Origin of the sequence: Nocardia asteroides, from assembly GCF_900637185.1 — a bacterium.
Lineage (GTDB): Bacteria > Actinomycetota > Actinomycetes > Mycobacteriales > Mycobacteriaceae > Nocardia > Nocardia asteroides.
This window is the reverse complement of the sequence record NZ_LR134352.1, coordinates 5,423,872-5,441,230: the sequence shown is the minus strand read 5'-3', so window position 1 is coordinate 5,441,230 and position 17,359 is coordinate 5,423,872. Positions and strand designations below refer to the sequence as shown.

Annotated in this window: 21 protein-coding genes; 11 read left to right on the top strand and 10 right to left on the bottom strand. The window is 70.8% G+C overall.

All coding sequences use genetic code 11. The features are described 5' to 3' along the window. Window positions 1–11: 11 nt before the first annotated feature. Window positions 12–560 carry an SWIM zinc finger family protein gene (locus EL493_RS25445; RefSeq protein WP_030202795.1) on the bottom strand — a complete coding sequence of 183 codons (549 nt, stop codon included), beginning with the start codon at window positions 558–560 and terminating at the stop codon, window positions 12–14. Then, a complete protein-coding gene (locus EL493_RS25440; protein ID WP_030202794.1) occupies window positions 560–2,353 on the bottom strand; it encodes a DEAD/DEAH box helicase in 1,794 nt (597 codons plus the stop codon). Before EL493_RS25440 ends, EL493_RS25445 begins: the two co-directional genes overlap by 1 nt. A 125-nt stretch (window positions 2,354–2,478) precedes the next feature. Between EL493_RS25440 and EL493_RS25435 the strand changes: the two genes are divergently transcribed. Next, window positions 2,479–3,243 carry a TetR/AcrR family transcriptional regulator gene (locus tag EL493_RS25435; RefSeq protein ID WP_019047986.1) on the top strand — a complete coding sequence of 255 codons (765 nt, stop codon included), beginning with the start codon at window positions 2,479–2,481 and terminating at the stop codon, window positions 3,241–3,243. A gap of 91 nt (window positions 3,244–3,334) precedes the next feature. Here EL493_RS25435 and EL493_RS25430 read toward each other — a convergent pair whose 3' ends face one another. Next, a complete protein-coding gene (locus EL493_RS25430; protein ID WP_029903635.1) occupies window positions 3,335–3,529 on the bottom strand; it encodes a DUF7455 domain-containing protein in 195 nt (64 codons plus the stop codon). 402 nt (window positions 3,530–3,931) lie between these two features. Between EL493_RS25430 and EL493_RS25425 the strand changes: the two genes are divergently transcribed. From EL493_RS25425 to EL493_RS25415, 3 genes are read left to right on the top strand one after another with little or no spacing between them, the layout of a single operon-like run. Next, window positions 3,932–4,303, top strand: a complete 372-nt coding sequence (locus EL493_RS25425) for a DUF952 domain-containing protein (protein WP_019047985.1) — start codon at window positions 3,932–3,934, stop codon at window positions 4,301–4,303. Window positions 4,304–4,340: 37 nt separating this feature from the next. Beyond that, a complete protein-coding gene (locus tag EL493_RS25420) occupies window positions 4,341–4,823 on the top strand; it encodes a cation:proton antiporter regulatory subunit (protein ID WP_022566393.1) in 483 nt (160 codons plus the stop codon). A gap of 5 nt (window positions 4,824–4,828) precedes the next feature. Beyond that, window positions 4,829–6,007 carry a cation:proton antiporter gene (locus tag EL493_RS25415; RefSeq protein ID WP_019047983.1) on the top strand — a complete coding sequence of 393 codons (1,179 nt, stop codon included), beginning with the start codon at window positions 4,829–4,831 and terminating at the stop codon, window positions 6,005–6,007. Here EL493_RS25415 and EL493_RS25410 read toward each other — a convergent pair whose 3' ends face one another. The 3 genes from EL493_RS25410 to ppgK all read right to left on the bottom strand — a co-directional run bounded on the left by EL493_RS25410 (window position 6,008) and on the right by ppgK (window position 9,516). Then, on the bottom strand, window positions 6,008–6,898 hold the full coding sequence (locus EL493_RS25410; protein WP_019047982.1) for an MHYT domain-containing protein: 891 nt from the start codon (window positions 6,896–6,898) through the stop codon (window positions 6,008–6,010). A gap of 245 nt (window positions 6,899–7,143) precedes the next feature. Beyond that, a complete protein-coding gene (locus EL493_RS25405) occupies window positions 7,144–8,511 on the bottom strand; it encodes an RNA polymerase sigma factor (protein WP_019047981.1) in 1,368 nt (455 codons plus the stop codon). 246 nt (window positions 8,512–8,757) lie between these two features. Continuing rightward, entirely contained in the window at window positions 8,758–9,516 is a 759-nt protein-coding gene (ppgK, locus tag EL493_RS25400) for a polyphosphate--glucose phosphotransferase (RefSeq protein ID WP_019047980.1), read from the bottom strand. A gap of 96 nt (window positions 9,517–9,612) precedes the next feature. On the opposite strand from ppgK, the gene EL493_RS25395 reads away from it, so the two are divergent. After that, a complete protein-coding gene (locus tag EL493_RS25395) occupies window positions 9,613–10,506 on the top strand; it encodes an inositol monophosphatase family protein (RefSeq protein ID WP_019047979.1) in 894 nt (297 codons plus the stop codon). A 46-nt stretch (window positions 10,507–10,552) separates the two neighbouring features. Here the strand turns inward: EL493_RS25395 and cei are convergent, their stop codons facing one another. Next, window positions 10,553–11,236, bottom strand: a complete 684-nt coding sequence (gene cei / locus EL493_RS25390) for an envelope integrity protein Cei (protein WP_019047978.1) — start codon at window positions 11,234–11,236, stop codon at window positions 10,553–10,555. Between the two features lie 376 nt (window positions 11,237–11,612). On the opposite strand from cei, the gene EL493_RS25385 reads away from it, so the two are divergent. After that, complete coding sequence (locus tag EL493_RS25385) at window positions 11,613–11,915, top strand: DUF4193 domain-containing protein (RefSeq protein WP_019047977.1); 303 nt, start codon at window positions 11,613–11,615, stop codon at window positions 11,913–11,915. A gap of 13 nt (window positions 11,916–11,928) precedes the next feature. Here the strand turns inward: EL493_RS25385 and EL493_RS25380 are convergent, their stop codons facing one another. Continuing rightward, window positions 11,929–12,465: a DUF3093 domain-containing protein gene (locus EL493_RS25380; RefSeq protein WP_019047976.1), complete on the bottom strand. Its 537-nt coding sequence runs from the start codon at window positions 12,463–12,465 to the stop codon at window positions 11,929–11,931. Between the two features lie 62 nt (window positions 12,466–12,527). Here EL493_RS25380 and dut point away from each other — a divergent pair, with 62 nt between their 5' ends. Both dut and EL493_RS25370 read left to right on the top strand, forming a co-directional pair. Next, complete coding sequence (dut, locus tag EL493_RS25375; protein ID WP_019047975.1) at window positions 12,528–12,998, top strand: dUTP diphosphatase; 471 nt, start codon at window positions 12,528–12,530, stop codon at window positions 12,996–12,998. 5 nt (window positions 12,999–13,003) lie between these two features. Continuing rightward, window positions 13,004–13,909 carry a DUF3710 domain-containing protein gene (locus EL493_RS25370; RefSeq protein ID WP_030202790.1) on the top strand — a complete coding sequence of 302 codons (906 nt, stop codon included), beginning with the start codon at window positions 13,004–13,006 and terminating at the stop codon, window positions 13,907–13,909. Between the two features lie 21 nt (window positions 13,910–13,930). Here EL493_RS25370 and EL493_RS25365 read toward each other — a convergent pair whose 3' ends face one another. Beyond that, window positions 13,931–14,668, bottom strand: a complete 738-nt coding sequence (locus EL493_RS25365; protein ID WP_019047973.1) for an alpha/beta fold hydrolase — start codon at window positions 14,666–14,668, stop codon at window positions 13,931–13,933. A gap of 74 nt (window positions 14,669–14,742) precedes the next feature. On the opposite strand from EL493_RS25365, the gene EL493_RS25360 reads away from it, so the two are divergent. The 3 genes from EL493_RS25360 to shbA all read left to right on the top strand — a co-directional run bounded on the left by EL493_RS25360 (window position 14,743) and on the right by shbA (window position 16,653). Continuing rightward, complete coding sequence (locus tag EL493_RS25360; RefSeq protein ID WP_019047972.1) at window positions 14,743–15,150, top strand: OB-fold nucleic acid binding domain-containing protein; 408 nt, start codon at window positions 14,743–14,745, stop codon at window positions 15,148–15,150. A 3-nt stretch (window positions 15,151–15,153) separates the two neighbouring features. Next, the gene (locus EL493_RS25355) at window positions 15,154–15,900 is read left to right on the top strand and encodes a DUF3159 domain-containing protein (protein WP_019047971.1); all 747 of its coding nucleotides are present in this window, start codon (window positions 15,154–15,156) and stop codon (window positions 15,898–15,900) included. Window positions 15,901–16,029: 129 nt separating this feature from the next. Further along, on the top strand, window positions 16,030–16,653 hold the full coding sequence (shbA, locus tag EL493_RS25350) for an RNA polymerase sigma factor ShbA (protein ID WP_030202788.1): 624 nt from the start codon (window positions 16,030–16,032) through the stop codon (window positions 16,651–16,653). A 32-nt stretch (window positions 16,654–16,685) separates the two neighbouring features. On the opposite strand, the gene EL493_RS25345 is transcribed toward shbA, so the two are convergent. Beyond that, window positions 16,686–17,357, bottom strand: coding sequence for a potassium channel family protein (locus EL493_RS25345; protein ID WP_019047969.1), 672 nt, complete (start codon window positions 17,355–17,357; stop codon window positions 16,686–16,688). Between the last annotated feature and the right edge of the window lie 2 nt (window positions 17,358–17,359).

Sequence of the window (17,359 nt, the reverse complement as noted above, 5' to 3'; positions counted from 1 at the left end):
CCCCGCCGGTGTCACGGCGCCGGATCGAAGAACGCCGCCGGGTCCAGTGTGTGCAGGCTGGTCCAGCGCGGCTCCTGGGCCGGGGCCGCGGCGTCCTCGCCCGCGTCGAAGTACCCCTGCAACTCCAGGGCCAGTCGTGGATTCTCGTCGACCTGCCGGGCGATCGTGTACAGCACCGCCAGCACGTGCAGGCACCGGGCGCTCCGCGCCGAGCACGAGCAGTCCGTGCTGAGCAGGGTGGGGGCGGGGGAGTGGCCCGCGTCGAGCAGCGCCCGGTGCATCTCGTCGGTCAGGACCGTCGGATCCGGGATCACCGCGGCGATCGCGGTGACCGCGGCCCGCGACAGCGGCGCCACCTCGACGTGCGCGACCGAGGCCTGCCCGCCGCGATGCAGGTGCGCGCGGACCGCGCGGCCCTCGATCTCGGTGCGCACGCCGTGGTTGCGGGCGACGCTGCGGGCGCGGGGCAGCAGCGGCTCGGGGCGGGTCTGGCGCAGCGGCTCGGCCAGGCGTACCCAGTCCATGCCCCACGGGGTGTATCCGAATTCGTTGTCGGCCATCAGTTCTCCCGCTTCCGGCGCAGGATGTCGACGAGGGCGTCGTCGTCCAGTCGGGCCAGCTCGGCGATGCCCGCGGCATCGGACAGATCGGTCAGCGCCGATTTGCGGGTGTGCATCGCGGCGATGTGTTCCTCCACCGAGGTGGTGCTGGTGAGGGTGGTGACGGTGACGGTGCGGGTCTGCCCGATCCGGTGCGCGCGATCGGAAGCCTGGGCCTCGACCGCCGGATTCCACCAGCGATCGAAATGGATGACGTCGGCGGCGCGGGTGAGCGTCAGCCCGGTCCCCGCCGCGCGCAGGCTCAGCACGAGCACCGGTGGGCCGTCCGGGGATTGGAACGCGGTGACGATCCCGGCGCGCTGATCGGCGTCCAGGCCGCCGTGGAAGAACGGCGCGTCCACCCCGAACTGCTCGGCCAGATGCCGCACCAGCAGATCGCCGGTGGCCCGGTACTGGGTGAAGATCAGCGTCGGGTCGCCGGTGTCGAGATTGGTGGCCACGATATCGGTGCAGAGGTCGAGTTTGCCCGAGCGACCGGACAATTCGGCCAGGTCGCCGGTGACCAGGCCGGGATGGTTGCATACCTGCTTGAGCCCGGTCAGCGCGGCGAGCACCCGGCCCTGCCGTTGCAGACCCGAGCCGAAACCCTCGTCGAGCGCCGCGGCCAGCACGGAGTCGTAGACCCGTTCCTGCTCGGCGGTGAGATCGCAGAGCAGGTCGCTGTGGATCTTGGCCGGCAGCGAGGCCGCGACCTGAGTCTTCTTGCGGCCCAGCACGACCGGCTCGACGGCATCGCGCAGCCGGGCCGCCGCCGCGGCCGAGCCCTCCTCGATCGGCCGGACGAACCGGCGCCGGAACTGGGTGCGGTGCGCGAACAGGCGCGGCACGGTCAGGTTCAGCAGGGCGAACAGCTCGTCGAGATGGTTCTCCACCGGCGTGCCGGTGAGCGCCACCTTGGCCGCGGCGGGCAGCGCGCGGGCGGCCTTGGACACCTGGGTGCGCGGATTCTTCAGCGCCTGCGCCTCGTCGAAGACGACGGTGGCCCAGGTTGTCCCGGTCAGCGCGGCGCCGTGCAGCCGCAGCGTGGGATACCCGGTGACCACGACGGTGCCCGGTGCGGCGGGCGCGTCGCCGCCGCGCCACGCGACCGCCGTGAGGCCGGGTGCGAACCGGGTGATCTCGTGTACCCAGTTGCCGACCAGCGAGGTCGGGCACACCACCAGCTGCGGCCCCTCGGCTCGGCCCCGCAGGAAGCCGATGGTCTGCACGGTCTTGCCGAGCCCCATCTCGTCGGCCAGCACGGCACCGCCGTACGCGACCACCGTCTCGCGCAACCAGCTCACCCCGCGCACCTGATACGGCCGCAATGTCGCGCTCAGTGTCGTCGCGAGTTCGGCATCGGCGGCCGATGTCTCGCGCAGCACACGCACCGCGCGCTCCGCCGACACGATCGCCGTCCCGACCGCGTCGGGCACGGCATGAGCGGCAGCAGGCAACGCGGGGAAGGCCTGGCCCACACCCGGCCCGGCATCGGCAGACGGCGCCGGGGCGGCATTCGCATTGCTTGATCCGGGGTCGGCGGACAACAGGGTGCGCCAGGCCAGGGCCGACGGGGCCAGCTCGTCGACGGTCACCGCGGCCAGCTCGGCCGAGGTCACGACCGCGACCGGGAGCTCGGCGGGTTCGAGCGCGCCCCGCTCGCCCACCGGCAGCGCGAGGGTGAGCCGCTCCGGATCGCCGATCCCGGGCGCGGGTCCGGCGCCGTGACCGGTCCAGGTCCACAGCGCGAACAGGTGGCGGTCGGGGAGGTAGGTGGCCTGGGTGGCGGGCAGAGCGGTCTCCTCTGAACGGGCGGCACGGACAACCGAACAACGTACACTGTACTGAGTTTGTTCCCGCGCGCCAGAAAGGACGGATCGTGGCCACCGACGCCGACCCGACTTCCCCCGAGCAGGCCACCCGGATCCTCGAGCTGCTGTGGCGCCACACCCTGCCCGCGAAACCGGGCGCGCGCGGTCCGAAACCCGGCCTCACGGTCGACGCGGTCGTCGCCGCCGGGATCGCGCTGGCCGACCGCGAGGGCCTCGACAAGCTGACGATCCGCGCGGTCGCCGCCGAACTGGGCGTGCGTGCGATGAGCCTCTACACCTACGTGCCGAGCAAGGAGGCGCTGCTGGTGCTCATGGTCGACGCCGTGGCCGCCGACGACCCGCCGATCCCGGCGGAGCTGCCCGTCCGCGACCGCTTGATCGCGCTCGCCGGCCAGGTCAGGGCCGAGCTGATCGCGCACCCGTGGCTGCTGACGGTGTCGCCGTGGCGGCAGGTGCTCGGACCGGCCCGGATGCGCCGCTACGAACAGCAGCTCCGGGCGATCGACGGCATCGGGCTGTCCGACCTGGCGATGGACCGCGCGGTCGCGGTGCTCACCGACTTCGCCACCGGCAATGCCCGGCTCGCGGTCGCGGCCGCCGGTGCTGCCGCCCAGCTCAGCGACGCGCAGTGGTGGCAGGTGCACGGACCGCTGCTGGCGCGGGTGATACCCGCCGAGGACTTCCCGCTCGCCGGGCGGGTCGGCACCGCGGCCGGCGAGCACTATCAGGCGCCCGCCGACCCCGACGGCGCCTTCGCCTACGGCGTCGCGATCCTGGTCGACGGCATCCTGACCGATCCGGACCGCCCCTGACCCGCGGACGAGAACAGCGGGCGACCTTTCCGGTCGCCCGCTGTCGGGGTTTTCTGTTGTCTGATGGTGTTGTGTCGGACGCGAGGAGGGGTCAGAGCGCGGGCGCGGATTCCGTATCGATCACGGCTTCCAGTTCGCGCAGGCGATCCATGTGTTCATTCGCGTGGTGCTGGCAGAAGAGCAACTCGCCACCCGCGGGAAGAACGGCACGCACTCGGGCAGCCGCCCCGCAACGATCGCAACGATCGACCGCGGTCAGTGGGGTGCTGGTCAGGGTTCCTGGCATGACTCCTCCGTCCCGGCTCCCGGCGCTTCGTGGCCGTTCGCCTAGGTGTGGGCCCCGTGGTCACTCCACGTGGCTCGCGTCCGCTACTTCCCAGCAGTGGTACGACTACTCTCTCAGACGTTCGGGGTTCAGGCTTTGTTCCCGGAAGTGAATCTTTGTGTTTTCGATAACACGACCTGCGGTTTCGCTGAAAGCGAACATGCGCCGGTCACCGTGTCGAGGCCACGCCGATCGCTCGCCGGTGCTGCTGTGCCACCTCCCAGTCGATCCCGTCACTCACCGATATGTCGCTCGCTGAGGTGTTGCTCGTTACCGGCCGAGCGTCACCGTCGCCGGAGCGGTACCGAGGAACCTGTGACAGGGTCTTCACGTCCGAAGCTGTTGTCTACCCGGAGATTACCCGTGACCACCGACACCCACACGCTTGTTCACCTGTGTTCTTCCCAAGAATGGGAGCAGGCGCGCCACGGCACCGAGCTGCGGCCGCCCTCGCTCGCCGCGAACGGCTTCGTGCACCTGTCCACGCCGGAGCAGGTCCACCTGCCCGCCGACCGGCTGTTCGCGGGCCGGAGCGACCTGGTGGTGCTGTGGCTGGACCCGTCCCGGTTCACCGGCGAGCTGAAGTGGGAACCGGGCGTGCCGACCGATCCCGCCTCGATGCTGTTCCCGCATCTGTACGCGCCGTTGCCCGTGGCCGCGGTGCTGGAGGTGGCGCCCTATCTGCCCGGCGCCGACGGACGCTTCGGCACGCCCCGGCGCGGCACAGTGGCGTAGACCACATCCGCGCGCGCCCGCGATTACTGTAGATGGTGTGAACGTCGACGTCACAGCGCTACCGGGAATCGGAGTGCGCAAGGATTTCGAGGTCAAGTCCGGTCGCCGCGTCGGGGTGGTCGCCCACCGCGACGGCGACATCGACCTGATCGTGTCCAAACCCGACGACCCGGACGCGATCGCCGCCCAGGTGCCGCTGTCGACCGACGAAGCCTCGGTGCTGGCGAACCTGCTCGGCGCGCCGCAACTGGTCGCCAAACTCAACGACGACCACCGCGACCTGCCGGGCATCACCACCCGTCAGCTCGCCGTCGGCGACGAATCACCATACGCGGGACGCACACTCGGCGAGACCGCGATGCGCACCCGCACCAAGACCTCGATCGTCGCGGTCATGCGCGCCGGTCAGCTGCATCCGTCGCCGGGGCCCGACTTCACCTTCACCGAGGGTGATCTGCTCGTGGTCGTCGGCACCCCCGACGGCCTGGACGCGGCCGCGAAGATTCTCGCGCACGGCTGACCGCCGTGAACTCGCAGGCCCTGGCTCTGCTCGAGCTCGGCGTGATCTTGTTCGCGCTGGGGCTCTGCGGGCGGGTGGCCGCCCGATTCGGTATGTCGCCGATCCCGCTGTATCTGCTGGGCGGGCTGGCGTTCGGGCGCGGCGGGTTCGTCGAGCTGGAGGTGGCCGTCGACTTCGGGCATCTGGCCGCCGAGATCGGCGTCGTGCTGCTGCTGTTGCTGCTGGGGCTCGAGTACACCGCGCCCGAGCTCATGACCGGCCTGCGGCGATCCTGGGCGGCCGGCGTGGTCGACCTGATCGCCAACGCGCTGCCGGGCGTGGTGGTGGCGTTCCTGCTGGGCTGGGGCGTGCTGGGGGCCGTGGTGCTGGGCGGGGTCACCTACATCTCGTCCTCGGGCATCGTGGCCAAGGTGCTCGACGATCTGGGGCGCCTCGGTAACCGCGAGACCCCGGTGGTGCTGTCGATCCTGGTCTTCGAGGATCTGGCGATGGCGGTGTACCTGCCGATCCTGACCATGATGCTGGCCGGGCTGAGCCTGCTCAGCGGACTGGTGTCGCTGGCGATCGCGCTGGCGACGATCTCGGTGGTGCTGGTGGTGGCGCTGCGCTTCGGCCGGGTCGTCTCCACGGTGCTCGACAGCGTCGACCGCGAGGTGTTCCTGCTGCAACTGCTCGGGGCGGCGCTGCTGGTGGCAGGCGCGGCCTCGGCGCTCAACGTCTCGGCCGCGGTCGGGGCGTTCCTGCTCGGCATCGCCATCTCCGGCTCCACCGCCCGCGAGGCCGCCAAGCTGCTCGAACCCCTGCGCGACCTGTTCGCCGCGATCTTCTTCGTGGCCTTCGGCCTGTCCATCGACCCGGCCGCGATCCCACCCGTGCTGGGCTGGGCCGTCGTGCTGGCGGTGGTGACCACCGGCACGAAGCTGGCCGTGGGGTGGTGGGCGGCGAGCAAACAGGGCATCCGGCGGATGGGCCGGGCCAGGGCGGGCGCCGCGCTGGTGGCGCACGGCGAGTTCTCCATCGTCATCGCCGGACTCGCCGTGGGTTACGGCAAGGCCGACGCCCGCCTGGCCGCCCTCGCCTCCGCCTATGTGCTGCTGATGGCGATCGTGGGTCCGATCGCGGCCAGGATCGTCGAGCCCGTCGTCGAATTCACCCGCCGCCGTGCGGGACTCGCGCCGAGCTGATCAGTCCACCACCCGGCGCGGCCAGGCGCCGACCCCGTCGTAGACCAGTTCCTCGGTGTGGTGCTCGCTGTGGCCGGGGGCCGGCATCGGCGGCGGTACGGGCGCGGGCCGCGGCGCCCGCGGCTTGGGCTCGTGCCGGGAGGTCAGCCACATCCGCGGCAGCGCTTCCTCGTTCTCGATCTCGGTGAGGCTCACACTGATCAGCACCAGCATGGTGACGATGCTGCTCACCCCGATCAGGGGAGCCAGCAGATCCATCGCGCCCGAACCGGTCGGCGGGGCCGCGTGGTGATTGGAGTGCGCGTGCATCGCCGCCATGCCGGTGTAGTGCATGCCGCAGACTGCGACGCCCATGATGATCGCGGCACCGACGGTGGCCAGGAATCCCTTGACGCGCAAGGTGAACCACAGCGCCACGATGGAGGCGACCACCGCGATGACCATCGACAAGGTGACCAGCCCCGGGTCGTAGCTGACCGTGGCGGTGGACTTCATCGCGTACATGCCGGTGTAGTGCATGGTGCCGACACCGAGCCCGGTGATCGTGCCGCCCGCCAGCAGCGAACGCAGCGTGGGCTGCGGTTTGTTGACCATGAACAGGCCGATGCCGACGACCACCATCGCCGTGGCCGCGCTGAACAGCGTCAACGGCAGGTCGTAGCGGATCTCCGCGCCGCGGATGGTGAAGCCGAGCATGGCGATGAAATGCATGACCCAGATGCCGGTTCCGCCGATCGCGATGGCGGCCCCGATCAGCCAGGCCGTCCGGCCCTCGGCGGCGTTGCGGCCGCGGGCCGCGCACTGCAGGCCGAGCAGGCAGCCGGTGACGGACATGAAATACGCGAGAACGGGAGTGATCCAGCCATAGCTGAAGTGATAGATGTCGAGCACGCCGCGAAAAACCCTCAATGCCAGTACCGCAGACCGGCGGCGGTAGAACCAAAAGCTGCGAGTGACGATACGGTGAAGTTCGCGAATCCGCGTCGTTCACAGCGCAATCCAGCACTGTGGGTTTGATCACGAAACGGTTACCGTCTCCGGTTTATCGGGAATACAGACCGGCCGGAATTCTTATTCGGAAACAAAAAGAAGGCGGGTCCATCCGGTGGATGGACCCGCCTTCGCGTTCGGGCGTGCTAGTCGAGGTAGTCGCGCAGCACCTGCGAGCGGCTCGGGTGGCGCAGCTTGCTCATCGTCTTCGACTCGATCTGCCGGATGCGCTCACGGGTGACGCCGTAGACCTGGCCGATCTCGTCGAGGGTGCGCGGCTGACCGTCGGTGAGACCGAAGCGCAGCCGCACCACGCCCGCCTCACGCTCGGACAGCGTCTCCAGCACCGACTGCAGCTGATCCTGCAGCAGGGTGAAGCTCACCGCGTCGACCGCGACGACCGCCTCGGAGTCCTCGATGAAGTCGCCGAGCTGGCTGTCGCCCTCGTCGCCGATGGTCTGGTCCAGCGAAATGGGCTCACGCGCGTACTGCTGGATCTCCAGCACCTTCTCCGGCGTGATGTCCATTTCCTTGGCCAGCTCCTCCGGCGTGGGCTCACGGCCCAGGTCCTGGAGCAGCTCGCGCTGGATACGGCCGAGCTTGTTGATGACCTCGACCATGTGCACCGGGATACGGATGGTGCGGGCCTGGTCGGCCATGGCGCGGGTGATGGCCTGGCGGATCCACCACGTGGCGTAGGTCGAGAACTTGTAACCCTTGGTGTAGTCGAACTTCTCGACCGCGCGGATCAGACCCAGGTTGCCTTCCTGGATCAGGTCCAGGAACGCCATGCCGCGGCCGGTGTAGCGCTTGGCCAGCGAGACGACCAGACGCAGGTTGGCCTCGAGCAGATGGTTCTTGGCCCGGTTGCCGTCGCGCACGATCCAGTTGAAATCGCGGCGGGTGGTCACCGACAGCTTCTCGCCCGCCTCGGCGAACTCGCGCATCTTCTCCGCGGCGAACAGACCGGCCTCGATCCGCTTGGCGAGTTCGACCTCCTCCTCCGCGTTGAGCAGCGCGACCTTGCCGATCTGCTTGAGGTAGGCGCGCACCGAGTCGGCGGAGGCGGTGAGCTCGGCGTCCTTGCGCGCCTGGCGCAGCGCCTCGGACTCCTCCTCGTCCCACACGAAATCGCCGGAGGCCTTGTCCTTCTCGGACGGCTCCTCGGTCTCGGCTTCCTCGGTGGTGTCCTCGGCCACCTCTTCGACCAGGGCGTCACCGTCGGTGAGCTCGTCCTCGGAGACCTCCAGATCGCCGAGGTCGTCGAGCTCGATCGACTCGTCGTCGAGCTGTTCCTCGCCACCCTCGGCCGAGGTCGCCTTCTTCGCGGCGGTCTTCTTGGCCGGAGCCTTCTTGGCAGCGGCCTTCTTCGCCGGAGCCTTCTTGGCAGCGGCTTTCTTCGCCGGGGCCTTCTTGGCGGCGGCCTTCTTGGCCGGAGCCTTCTTGGCCGGGGTGGTGGCGTCGGCGTCGGCGTCGGCCGAGTCGGCGGTCTGACGGGTATTCGTGGCTACCACGTACGCCCTTTCGTGACGGTCTCGTGCGGCGTCACGCCAGAGTGATTTTCCGGCGGAGCGGTCGGTCGGGTTGCACCGGCGGTGCGACGGTCGGGTGAGTCGGTGGCTTCGTCACCGGCTTTCTCGCGACCGGCCGCGGCCGGAAGGTTTCACCGGCTCACCGCCGGACGTGTTCCATTGTAACGATCCAACCAGGGTACCCATGGCACGATGCCGTCCAGGCGTTGCGCCACCCCGCGCGGCGGACTAGGGCGCGATCCCCTTGTCGACGGCCATCGCGGCCCCGACGATACCCGCGGTGTTCTTCAGCACGGCCGGGATCACCGGAGTTCGGTTGGTGAGCAACGGGATCCACTGTTCGTGGTCGCGGCTGATGCCGCCACCGGCCACGATCACCTTCGGCCAGAACAGGTCCTCGAGGTGGCGCAGCACCGTGCTGACCCGCTCGGCCCACTGCGGGTAGCTCAGTTGCTCGCGGTCCTTCACCGAGGCCGCGGCGATGTGCTCGGCCTCGTCGCCGGCGACGACCAGGTGGCCCAGCTCGGAGTTGGGCACCAGAGTGCCGTCGTAGAGCAGCGCCGAGCCGATGCCGGTGCCGAAGGTGAGCAGCAGGGTCAGCCCGTCCAGGTCGCCCGCCGCGCCGTAGCTGTCCTCGGCCAGGCCCGCGGCGTCGGCGTCGTTGAGCACGGTCACCTCGCGCCCGCCCAGCACCTTCGAGAACAGGGCGCGGGCGTCGGTGCCGATCCAGCCGTGATCGACGTTGGCCGCCGTCCTGGCATGGCCGTCGAGGACGACGCAGGGCAGGGTGATCCCGACCGGGCCCTCCCACTGCGCCAGCTCCACCAGCTCGGCCACCGCGCCGGCGACGGCGTCGGGTGTGGACGGCTGGGGTGTGGCGATCTTGAGGCGCTCATGGGTGAGCGTGCCGGTCGCCAGATCGACCGCGGCGCCCTTCACCCCGCTGCCGCCGATATCGATGCCGAATGCGTGCCCCCGAGCGGACATGGTTCAACCCCTTGCTGACGCGGTCGATGTGCCTGACAAAGAGTAGCGGTAGTCACCCCGTGGGCGCGGCGACGCCACATGTGATCCGATGGAGCGGTGCCCGAACACACCGCGTCCGAGACCGTCCTCGCCCCGACCGCCGACCACGAACCGTTGCGGCTGCTGGCCGTCGAACTCGCCGAGGCCGCCGCGGCGCACGTGCGCGCCCGCAGGCCCGAGGTGTTCGCCGGCGGCGGCCCCGCCGACGGCGCCGTGGCGACCAAGGGCCACGCCACCGATCCCGTCACCGTCGTCGACACCGAATCCGAACAGCTGATCCGGGCGCTGCTGGCCGAGCGCAGGCCCGGCGACGCGATCCTGGGCGAGGAGGGCGGCGGCGATGTCGGCGCGACCGCGGCCGGGACCGTCACCTGGGTCGTCGACCCCATCGACGGCACCGTGAACTTCCTCTACGGGCTGCCCGGGTACGCCGTCTCGGTGGCGGCGGTGCGCGACGGCAGTCCCGTCGCGGGCGCGGTCGTCGACGTGGCGGGCGCCACCACCTACAGCGCGGCCCGCGGCGGCGGCGCCTACGCCGTGTACGCCGACGGCACCCGCGCGAAACTGGCCTGCACGCGCGAGGACTCGCTGGGGCTGGCCCTGGTGGCCACCGGCTTCGCCTACGGCAGTGTGCGCCGGGCCAGGCAGGCCGAGTTCGTGGCCGGGGTACTGCCCGCGATCCGCGACATCCGCAGGCTCGGTGCCGCGGCCATGGACCTGTGCCATGTGGCGGCGGGAGAACTCGACGCCTACTACGAGCACGGCCTCAACGCCTGGGACTGGGCGGCCGGTGCGCTGATCGCCGCCGAGGCGGGCGCGATCGTGTCGGTCCCCGACGTGACCGTCGGCGGTGCGGCGGGGGAGCTCACCGTGGTCGCCGCGCCGGGCGTGGCGGCCGAGCTGACCGCGTTGCTCACCCGGGTCGGCGCCACGGTGGCGCTGCCGGACTGACGAGCCGGGCCGCGGGTCGGGACCGACCCGCGGCCTCAGGCCCGGGTCAGCACTTGACGGTGCGGGCGGCGTCGAGCAGATCGGGGTCGATCGAGGACGAGCCCGATCCGGGCGCGAGGTTCTTCAGCGACCGCAGCACTTCCTCGGCGTCGGCGCCGGGGCGCAGCGATTCGCCGAAGGCCAGACCGAGGACCAGGTCGACGGTGTCGTCGGTGCGCGGATCCTCGATCAGCTCGGCGCACGGGGCCACCAGCTGGACCGAGGCCGCGGCCGGCCTGCCGTTCACGCCGAAGCGGATCTGGCCGGTGCAGTTGAGGTCGCCGCCCACGTAGACCGGATCGTTACCGACCTGTGTCCCCGGCGCGCCCGCGAAGCCCAGGTCGCCCAGGGCCGCGGCGATGTGGCCGGCCTGGCCGCTCTTGCCGTTGGCGTTGAAGACCCGCACCTTCGACTCCGACAGCGCCGCCGGGTCGACGTCGTCGAGCCGCGAGGGTCCGACGCGCGAGCCGAGCGGGGCCGGCTTGGCGACGTTGGTCGCCGTGGGTGTGCTCGGGGCGTTGCACGCCATGGGCTCGTTGCTGTCGTCATGCGTGCGAAACGCCGTGATCCAGACGAACAGGCTGATCAGAGCCAGGATGAGGACGAGCGCGAGCCAGAGCTCGGGGCGCCGCCGCGGAAAGGGGTTGCCGTCGCGATCGGTCGCGCTGCCTTCGGTGATCAGTGAAACCACGCGCTTACTCTACGAGTCCGGGGGCGGCACGCGAGTGCGGGAGGTCTCGGCGAGTTTCCCGCCAGGTGAAGATTCGTCGTCGGTTTCGACTCGGCCGGGTTGTGATTGCGACATTTGTCCGTAGGTCCGCTATTGTCTGGCCGCCCAGATCGAATAATCACCGGTGAAACGGTGCTCGGTCGCGGGAACAACAAGGGCATGTCCTGCGTTAACCGAACGCTGTCGGAGTAGATCTTCGCCGATCGAGGCCGATAGGCGACCGGTGTACGTGTGAGGTGCACCACCGGCGGGGCGGTACGAACGCCGAATCCCTGCGGGGATCTCGGCCATCGAACTGATCCGGGATATACGGAGTAAGGACTGAGGGGAAGACGACATGGCAACCGACTATGACGCACCGCGGCGCACCGAATCCGACGAAGTGTCGGAGGATTCGCTCGAGGAGCTGAAGGCCCGCCGCAACGAGGCGCAGTCCGCCGTCGTGGACATCGACGAGTCCGATACAGCGGAATCGTTCGAGCTTCCCGGCGCGGACCTGTCCGAGGAAGTACTGAGCGTTCGGGTGATCCCGAAGCAGGCTGACGAGTTCACCTGTTCGAGCTGCTTCCTCGTGCATCACCGCAGCCGCCTGGCCAGCGAAAAGGGCGGCCAGATGATCTGCATGGACTGCGCCGCCTAGGCGACGCGAGAGGTCAGCCCGCGCTCGGCAGCCCGAGCGCGGCCAGGACCCGGTCCGGCCGGCGCGTACTGACCAACCAGTACGGCGTCGGATCGTCCGGATCGTCCAGAACCAGCAGCGCCATCGGCCCGATCCAGGCCCGGTGCTGCACATACGCGGCGGGGTCGAGCTGTCGGCCCAGGGCCGCGCTCTTGGCCGTCGGGGCGACGGCCGCGGCGCGCGCGACGAAGCTCACCGGCAGGTGGGCCCGGTCCACGCGCAGTTCCGCCGTACCGTCGGCGGCCACAGCGACCTCCAGCCGATGCCTGCTCATCCACAGCAGGATCCAGACCGGGACCGGCGCCAGCAGCACATAGGGCAGCCAGGCGCGCAGCCCGGGCGCGCCCATGTGGATCTCGGCGGCGAGCAGGCCCGCGATGGCGAAGCCGATCGGCCACCACCACAGCGGCACCCACAACCGTTCGCGGTAGGGCGAGACACTGTTTCCGGCGGACGCCGAACGCTCGGTGTCCGGGGTGTCGGTGGTCGGGGAATGGGGCTGGTCGGGCACCCCTCAACACTAGGTCACCGTGCCACGGCGGCGGCGGGAAGGTCCGCGTAGGCTCGACCGATGTGAACGCACTTGCACCGATTCCGCTGCGGCGGCTCGATCCCGGCATTCCCGTGCCGACGCGTGCCCATCCGGGTGACGCGGGCGTCGATCTCTGTACCACCGAGGACGTGATCATCGAACCGGGCGAGCGGGTGCTGGTCGGCACCGGGATCGCGATCGCGCTGCCTGTCGGCACGGTGGGGCTGATCCATCCGCGCTCCGGTCTGGCCGCCAAGGCGGGCCTGTCGGTGGTCAACACCCCGGGCACCGTCGACGCCGGCTACCGCGGCGAGATCAAGGTGTGCCTGATCAACCACGACCCGCGCACGGCCATCGAGCTGCGCCGCGGCGACCGCGTCGCGCAGTTGCTGGTGCAGCGGGTCGAGCTGGTCGAGTTCGCCGAGGTCGACGACCTCGACGAGACCGCCCGTGGCACCGGCGGATATGGGTCGAGCGGCGGGCATGCCAGCCTGTCCGGCGAGGAGGCGTAATGGGTCTGTTCGGTAAGAAGAAGCGCGCGCCGCGCGCGGACGAACGCTACGACGACGCGGTCTACGACGACGCCGACGACTACGTCGAGGCCGGCGAATTCGACGAGTTCGAGGACGACTACGACACCGACGAGTTCCCGCGCCCCGACTTCGCGCGCCTGGACTTCGACGACGCCCCGACCGACGAGCGCATCTACGGCAACTTCGACCACGAGCCGGACGCCGCCGCGGGACCATACGACATCAGCGAGGTCACCGACGAGATGGTCGCGCGCCGCCTCGATCTGGGCTCGGTGGTCATCCCCGTGCCGGACGGCGGTCAGCTGCAGGTGGAGATGAGCCCCGACGGCACCCCGCAGGCGGTGCACCTGGCCACCGAGCACGGCAGGCTCACCGTGGCCGCCTACGCGGCGCCCAAGTCGTCGGGTCAGTGGCGCACGGTCGCCGCCGACCTGGCCGAGTCGCTGCGCGGTGACGGCGCGAGCGTGGCCGTGGAGAAGGGGCCGTGGGGCCGGGAGGTCAAGGCGATCACCGAGGGCGCGGATCTGCGCTTCATCGGTGTCGACGGGCCGCGCTGGATGATCCGGCTCGTCGCGGCGGGCCCCTCGGGCGCGGTGGACGAGCGCAGCCCGCTGATCGCGGCCGCGCGCGCGGTACTGGCCGACGCCGTGGTCCGTCGCGGCGAAGAGCCGCTGCCGGTGCGTGACCCGCTGCCGGTGGTGCTGCCGCAGGAACTGGCCGAGCAGCTCGCCGCCGCCCATCAGCAGCAGGTGCTGGCCCAGCAGCAGGCGCTGGCCGCCCAGGCCGCGGCCGCGCAGGCCGCGCCGACCTCGGCGCTGCCGCCGAAGCTGCCCGACGAGCCGCGCCGGGGTGCGGACGGCTCGGCGATGCAGCAGCTCGGCCTGAACTGAAAGCGCCCGCGCTGCCCGCCGTCAGTGCGGGGCGGGCAGCGCGCGTGCCGAATCGTCCTGCAGGGCGGCCAGTTCGGTGAATCCGGCGTGTCCGAGCACCGCGGGGTCCGCGCCGAGCGCGTCCAGGGTGACCCGCCGCAGTCCGGCGTGGGGCAGCGTCGTCGCCCACTCCTCGGCGACGGCGATCGGGTGGACCGGGTCGTCGCTCGCGCCGACCACGGCCACCGGAACCCGGGTGCCCGCCAGCTGTTCGAGGGTCGGCCAAGCGTAGGCGGCGGCCTCGTCCAATGCCCGCGGCAGGTGCGGCCACTGGCCGCGCCAGGACTGGGTGAGCGCGTCGGCCAGCCAGGCCGGGCTCGACGCCCGCATCCGCGCCAGCACCGCGTCCAGACCGTCGGCGCGCAGTTGCCCGGCGGTAACCGAGGCGCTCAGCGCGGCCGGGCAGGCGGCGGTTTCGGGACCCGTCCACGCGGGTAATGCGGTAATGACACCGACCACCGCGGCCGGTCGTTCGGCTGCCCAGTCGAGCGCGATCGCGGCGCCGAGGGAGATCCCCGCGGCCAGGACGGGACCACGGGCAGCGGCGGCGTCCAAAGCCGCGGTACAGCTCGCGATCACGGCCTGGGGATCCGGTTCGACGGCCTGGAACGCCAGGCCGTGCGCGGCGGCCGCGGGCCCGAACGCACGGGCGGCGAAATCGGCGTCGGAACCGGTTCCGGGCAGGGCGACCACGGTGACCTGGGGTGGGGTGCGCAACACGGACCGAGCGTAGCGGCCGGGCGTTTGCCCATCTACAGTGGCGGTGTACGGCCAACTAGCGGGAGAAGCGTGCCATGTCGTCATCCACGGGCGGACACAAGTCGGGATCGGGTCCGGACTCGGGATATTTTCGTCGACTCGGCCGCCGCCTGACCGCCGATATCGACCAGCTCGACGCCGAGGAACTGGCGGAGACCGCCGATGCCTCCGGCGCCCGCCGGGCGGTGGACTGTTGTCGTGGCGAAGAGGCGACCATCCTGGGCAGGCTGCGCAGTGTGGAGGCCTGTCCGAAGGCCGCGGGCGCGACCGTGCAGGCCGAGTTCTTCGACGGCACCGACGCGATCACCCTCGTCTGGATCGGTCGCAGGCGCATCCCCGGCATCGAACCGGGCAGGCGCATCCTGGTCCGTGGCCGCGTCGGCGACCGCGACGGCCGCAAGGTGATCTTCAACCCCTACTACGAACTGCGCGGGAACAGCTGACGTATGCCCTCCAGCGACGAGTTCCGCACCGCCGCGGACCCCGAACCGACTGTCGTGCTGCCGGTGCCGGCCTCGAATGAGGTGGACCCCGAGACCGACGCCGAGGTCGAGAAGGCCGAGCAGACCCTGCTCGAGCAGCTCGGCGGATTCAGCGGCCTGATCTACTCCACCCTGCCCGTGCTGGTGTTCGTGCCGGTGAACTCCCTGGCCGGGCTCACCGCGGCCATCTGGGCGGCGCTGGGCGTCGCCGCGGGCGTGCTGGCGTGGCGGCTGTTCCGCCACGATCCCGTGCAGCCGGCGATCTCCGGCTTCCTCGGTGTGGGCCTGTGCGCGTTCATCGCCTACCGGGCGGGGGAGGCCAAGGGCTTCTTCCTGTTCGGCATCTACACCAGCCTGGTGTACGGCGGGGTGTTCCTGCTGTCGATCCTGTTCCGCTGGCCCCTGGTCGGCGTGATCTGGGGCGCGCTCAACGGGCACGGCACCGCCTGGCGCGCCGACCGGCGCATCCGCAGGCTCTACGACCTGGCCACCGTCGTGTGGGTGGTGGTCTTCGCCGCCCGCTATCTGGTCCAGTCGCAGCTCTACGACACCGACCACACCACCTGGCTGGCCGTGGCCAGGATCGGGATGGGCTGGCCGCTGACGGCGGTGGCGCTGGTGGTCACCGTGTGGGCGGTCCGGCGGGCCGGGCACCTGCCGGTGGAGAAGGGCCAGTCCGCCCGCGCCGGAACGGATTCCGCGCCCGCCTGAGGGGTGGGTCCGGCCGCCGCCGGAGGTGGGGAACTACCCACCCTGGGGTGTCTGGTCGCCGGGTCCGGTTCGTCGCACGATCAATGCGTACCGAAAAACGCAGTGATCGTGAAAGGACCGGCGACCATGATGGCTACCGAGCACCGCCCCGCAGGCCCGTCGAAGAAGGCGAACGCCGCCGTGCTGTCGGAGAGCAAGCGCATCGGAGCCGAACTCGACGCGCTGATCGGGCCCGCCGCCGCCGGTGATCGCGCCGCCGTCGCCGAGATCGTGCGCCTGGTGCACCCGCTGGTCCGGCGCTACTGTTCGGCGCGGATGGGCGCCACCGGGCACCTCACCGTCACCGCCGACGACGTCACCCAGGAAGTGCTGATCGCCACCGTCACCGCCATCCCGCGCTACCGCGACCAGGGCAAGTCGTTCCTGGCGTTCGTGTACGGCATCGCCGCCAACAAGGTCTCCGACGCGTTCCGCCGCGGCAAGCACACCGCCTACCCGGTGGCCGAGGTGCCCGACACCGCCTGCGGCGCCGCCGGCCCCGAGGAGTGGGCGCTGGCGCTGGAACGCCGCGCGGCCACCCGCGAACTGATGGAGGTGCTGGCGCCCAACCATCGCGAGGTGCTGGTGATGCGGATCGTGCTGGGCTGGAGCGCCGCGCAGACCGCCGAGGCCATCGGCACCAGCCCGGGCGTGGTGCGGGTGATGCAGCACCGCGCGCTCAACAAGCTGCGCGCGGAACTGAAGGTCGCCTGAGCGCGACCCGGCGTGCGAACCGTATCGGGGAGTTACGGTTTGATGCCGTGGGTGGCCAGGGTCAGGCGCAGGTCCTCTTCGGCCTCCACCGAGGTGACGAACAGCAGTTCGTCGTCGCCCTCGAACGGGTCGTCGGGCTGCGGCACGATGACCCGGCCGCCGCGCAGGATCGTCACCAGCGCCGTGTCGCGCGGCATGACCAGGGTGCGCACCGGCTTGCCCGCCAGCTGGGTGTCGGCGGGCAGGGTGATCTCGACCAGGTTGGCCTGGCCCTGCCGCAGCGTCATCAGCCGCACCAGATCGCCCACCGACACGGCCTCCTCGACGAGCGAGGCCAGCAGCCGCGGCGTCGACACCGCGACGTCGACACCCCAGGACTCGTCGAACAGCCACTCGTTGCGCGGATCGTTGACCCGGGCCACCACCCGGCGCACCCCGAACTCGGTCTTGGCGAGCAGGCTGTGCACCAGATTCGCCTTGTCGTCGCCGGTGGCGGCGATGACCACCTCGTAGGTCTCGAGCCCCGCGTTCTCCAGCAGGGAGAGCTCGCAGGCATCGGCGTGCACCCACACCGCGTCGGGAATGGCGGCGGGTTCGATGTGGTCGAGCTGGCGTTCGAGCAACATCACCCGATGCCCGCCGCGTAGCAGTTCCCTGGCGATCGAGCGTCCGACGGCGCCCGCTCCGGCGATGGCCACCTTCATGT

Excerpts from the sequence above, each read along its gene's own strand:
- EL493_RS25445 (WP_030202795.1), bottom strand. The coding sequence starts at position 560 with ATGGCCGACAACGAATTCGGATACACCCCGTGGGGCATGGACTGGGTA.
- EL493_RS25430 (WP_029903635.1), bottom strand. The coding sequence starts at position 3,529 with ATGCCAGGAACCCTGACCAGCACCCCACTGACCGCGGTCGATCGTTGC.
- ppgK (WP_019047980.1), bottom strand. The coding sequence starts at position 9,516 with ATGTCCGCTCGGGGGCACGCATTCGGCATCGATATCGGCGGCAGCGGG.
- EL493_RS25385 (WP_019047977.1), top strand. The coding sequence starts at position 11,613 with ATGGCAACCGACTATGACGCACCGCGGCGCACCGAATCCGACGAAGTG.
- EL493_RS25360 (WP_019047972.1), top strand. The coding sequence starts at position 14,743 with ATGTCGTCATCCACGGGCGGACACAAGTCGGGATCGGGTCCGGACTCG.
- EL493_RS25355 (WP_019047971.1), top strand. The coding sequence starts at position 15,154 with ATGCCCTCCAGCGACGAGTTCCGCACCGCCGCGGACCCCGAACCGACT.
- shbA (WP_030202788.1), top strand. The coding sequence starts at position 16,030 with ATGGCTACCGAGCACCGCCCCGCAGGCCCGTCGAAGAAGGCGAACGCC.
- EL493_RS25345 (WP_019047969.1), bottom strand. The coding sequence starts at position 17,357 with ATGAAGGTGGCCATCGCCGGAGCGGGCGCCGTCGGACGCTCGATCGCC.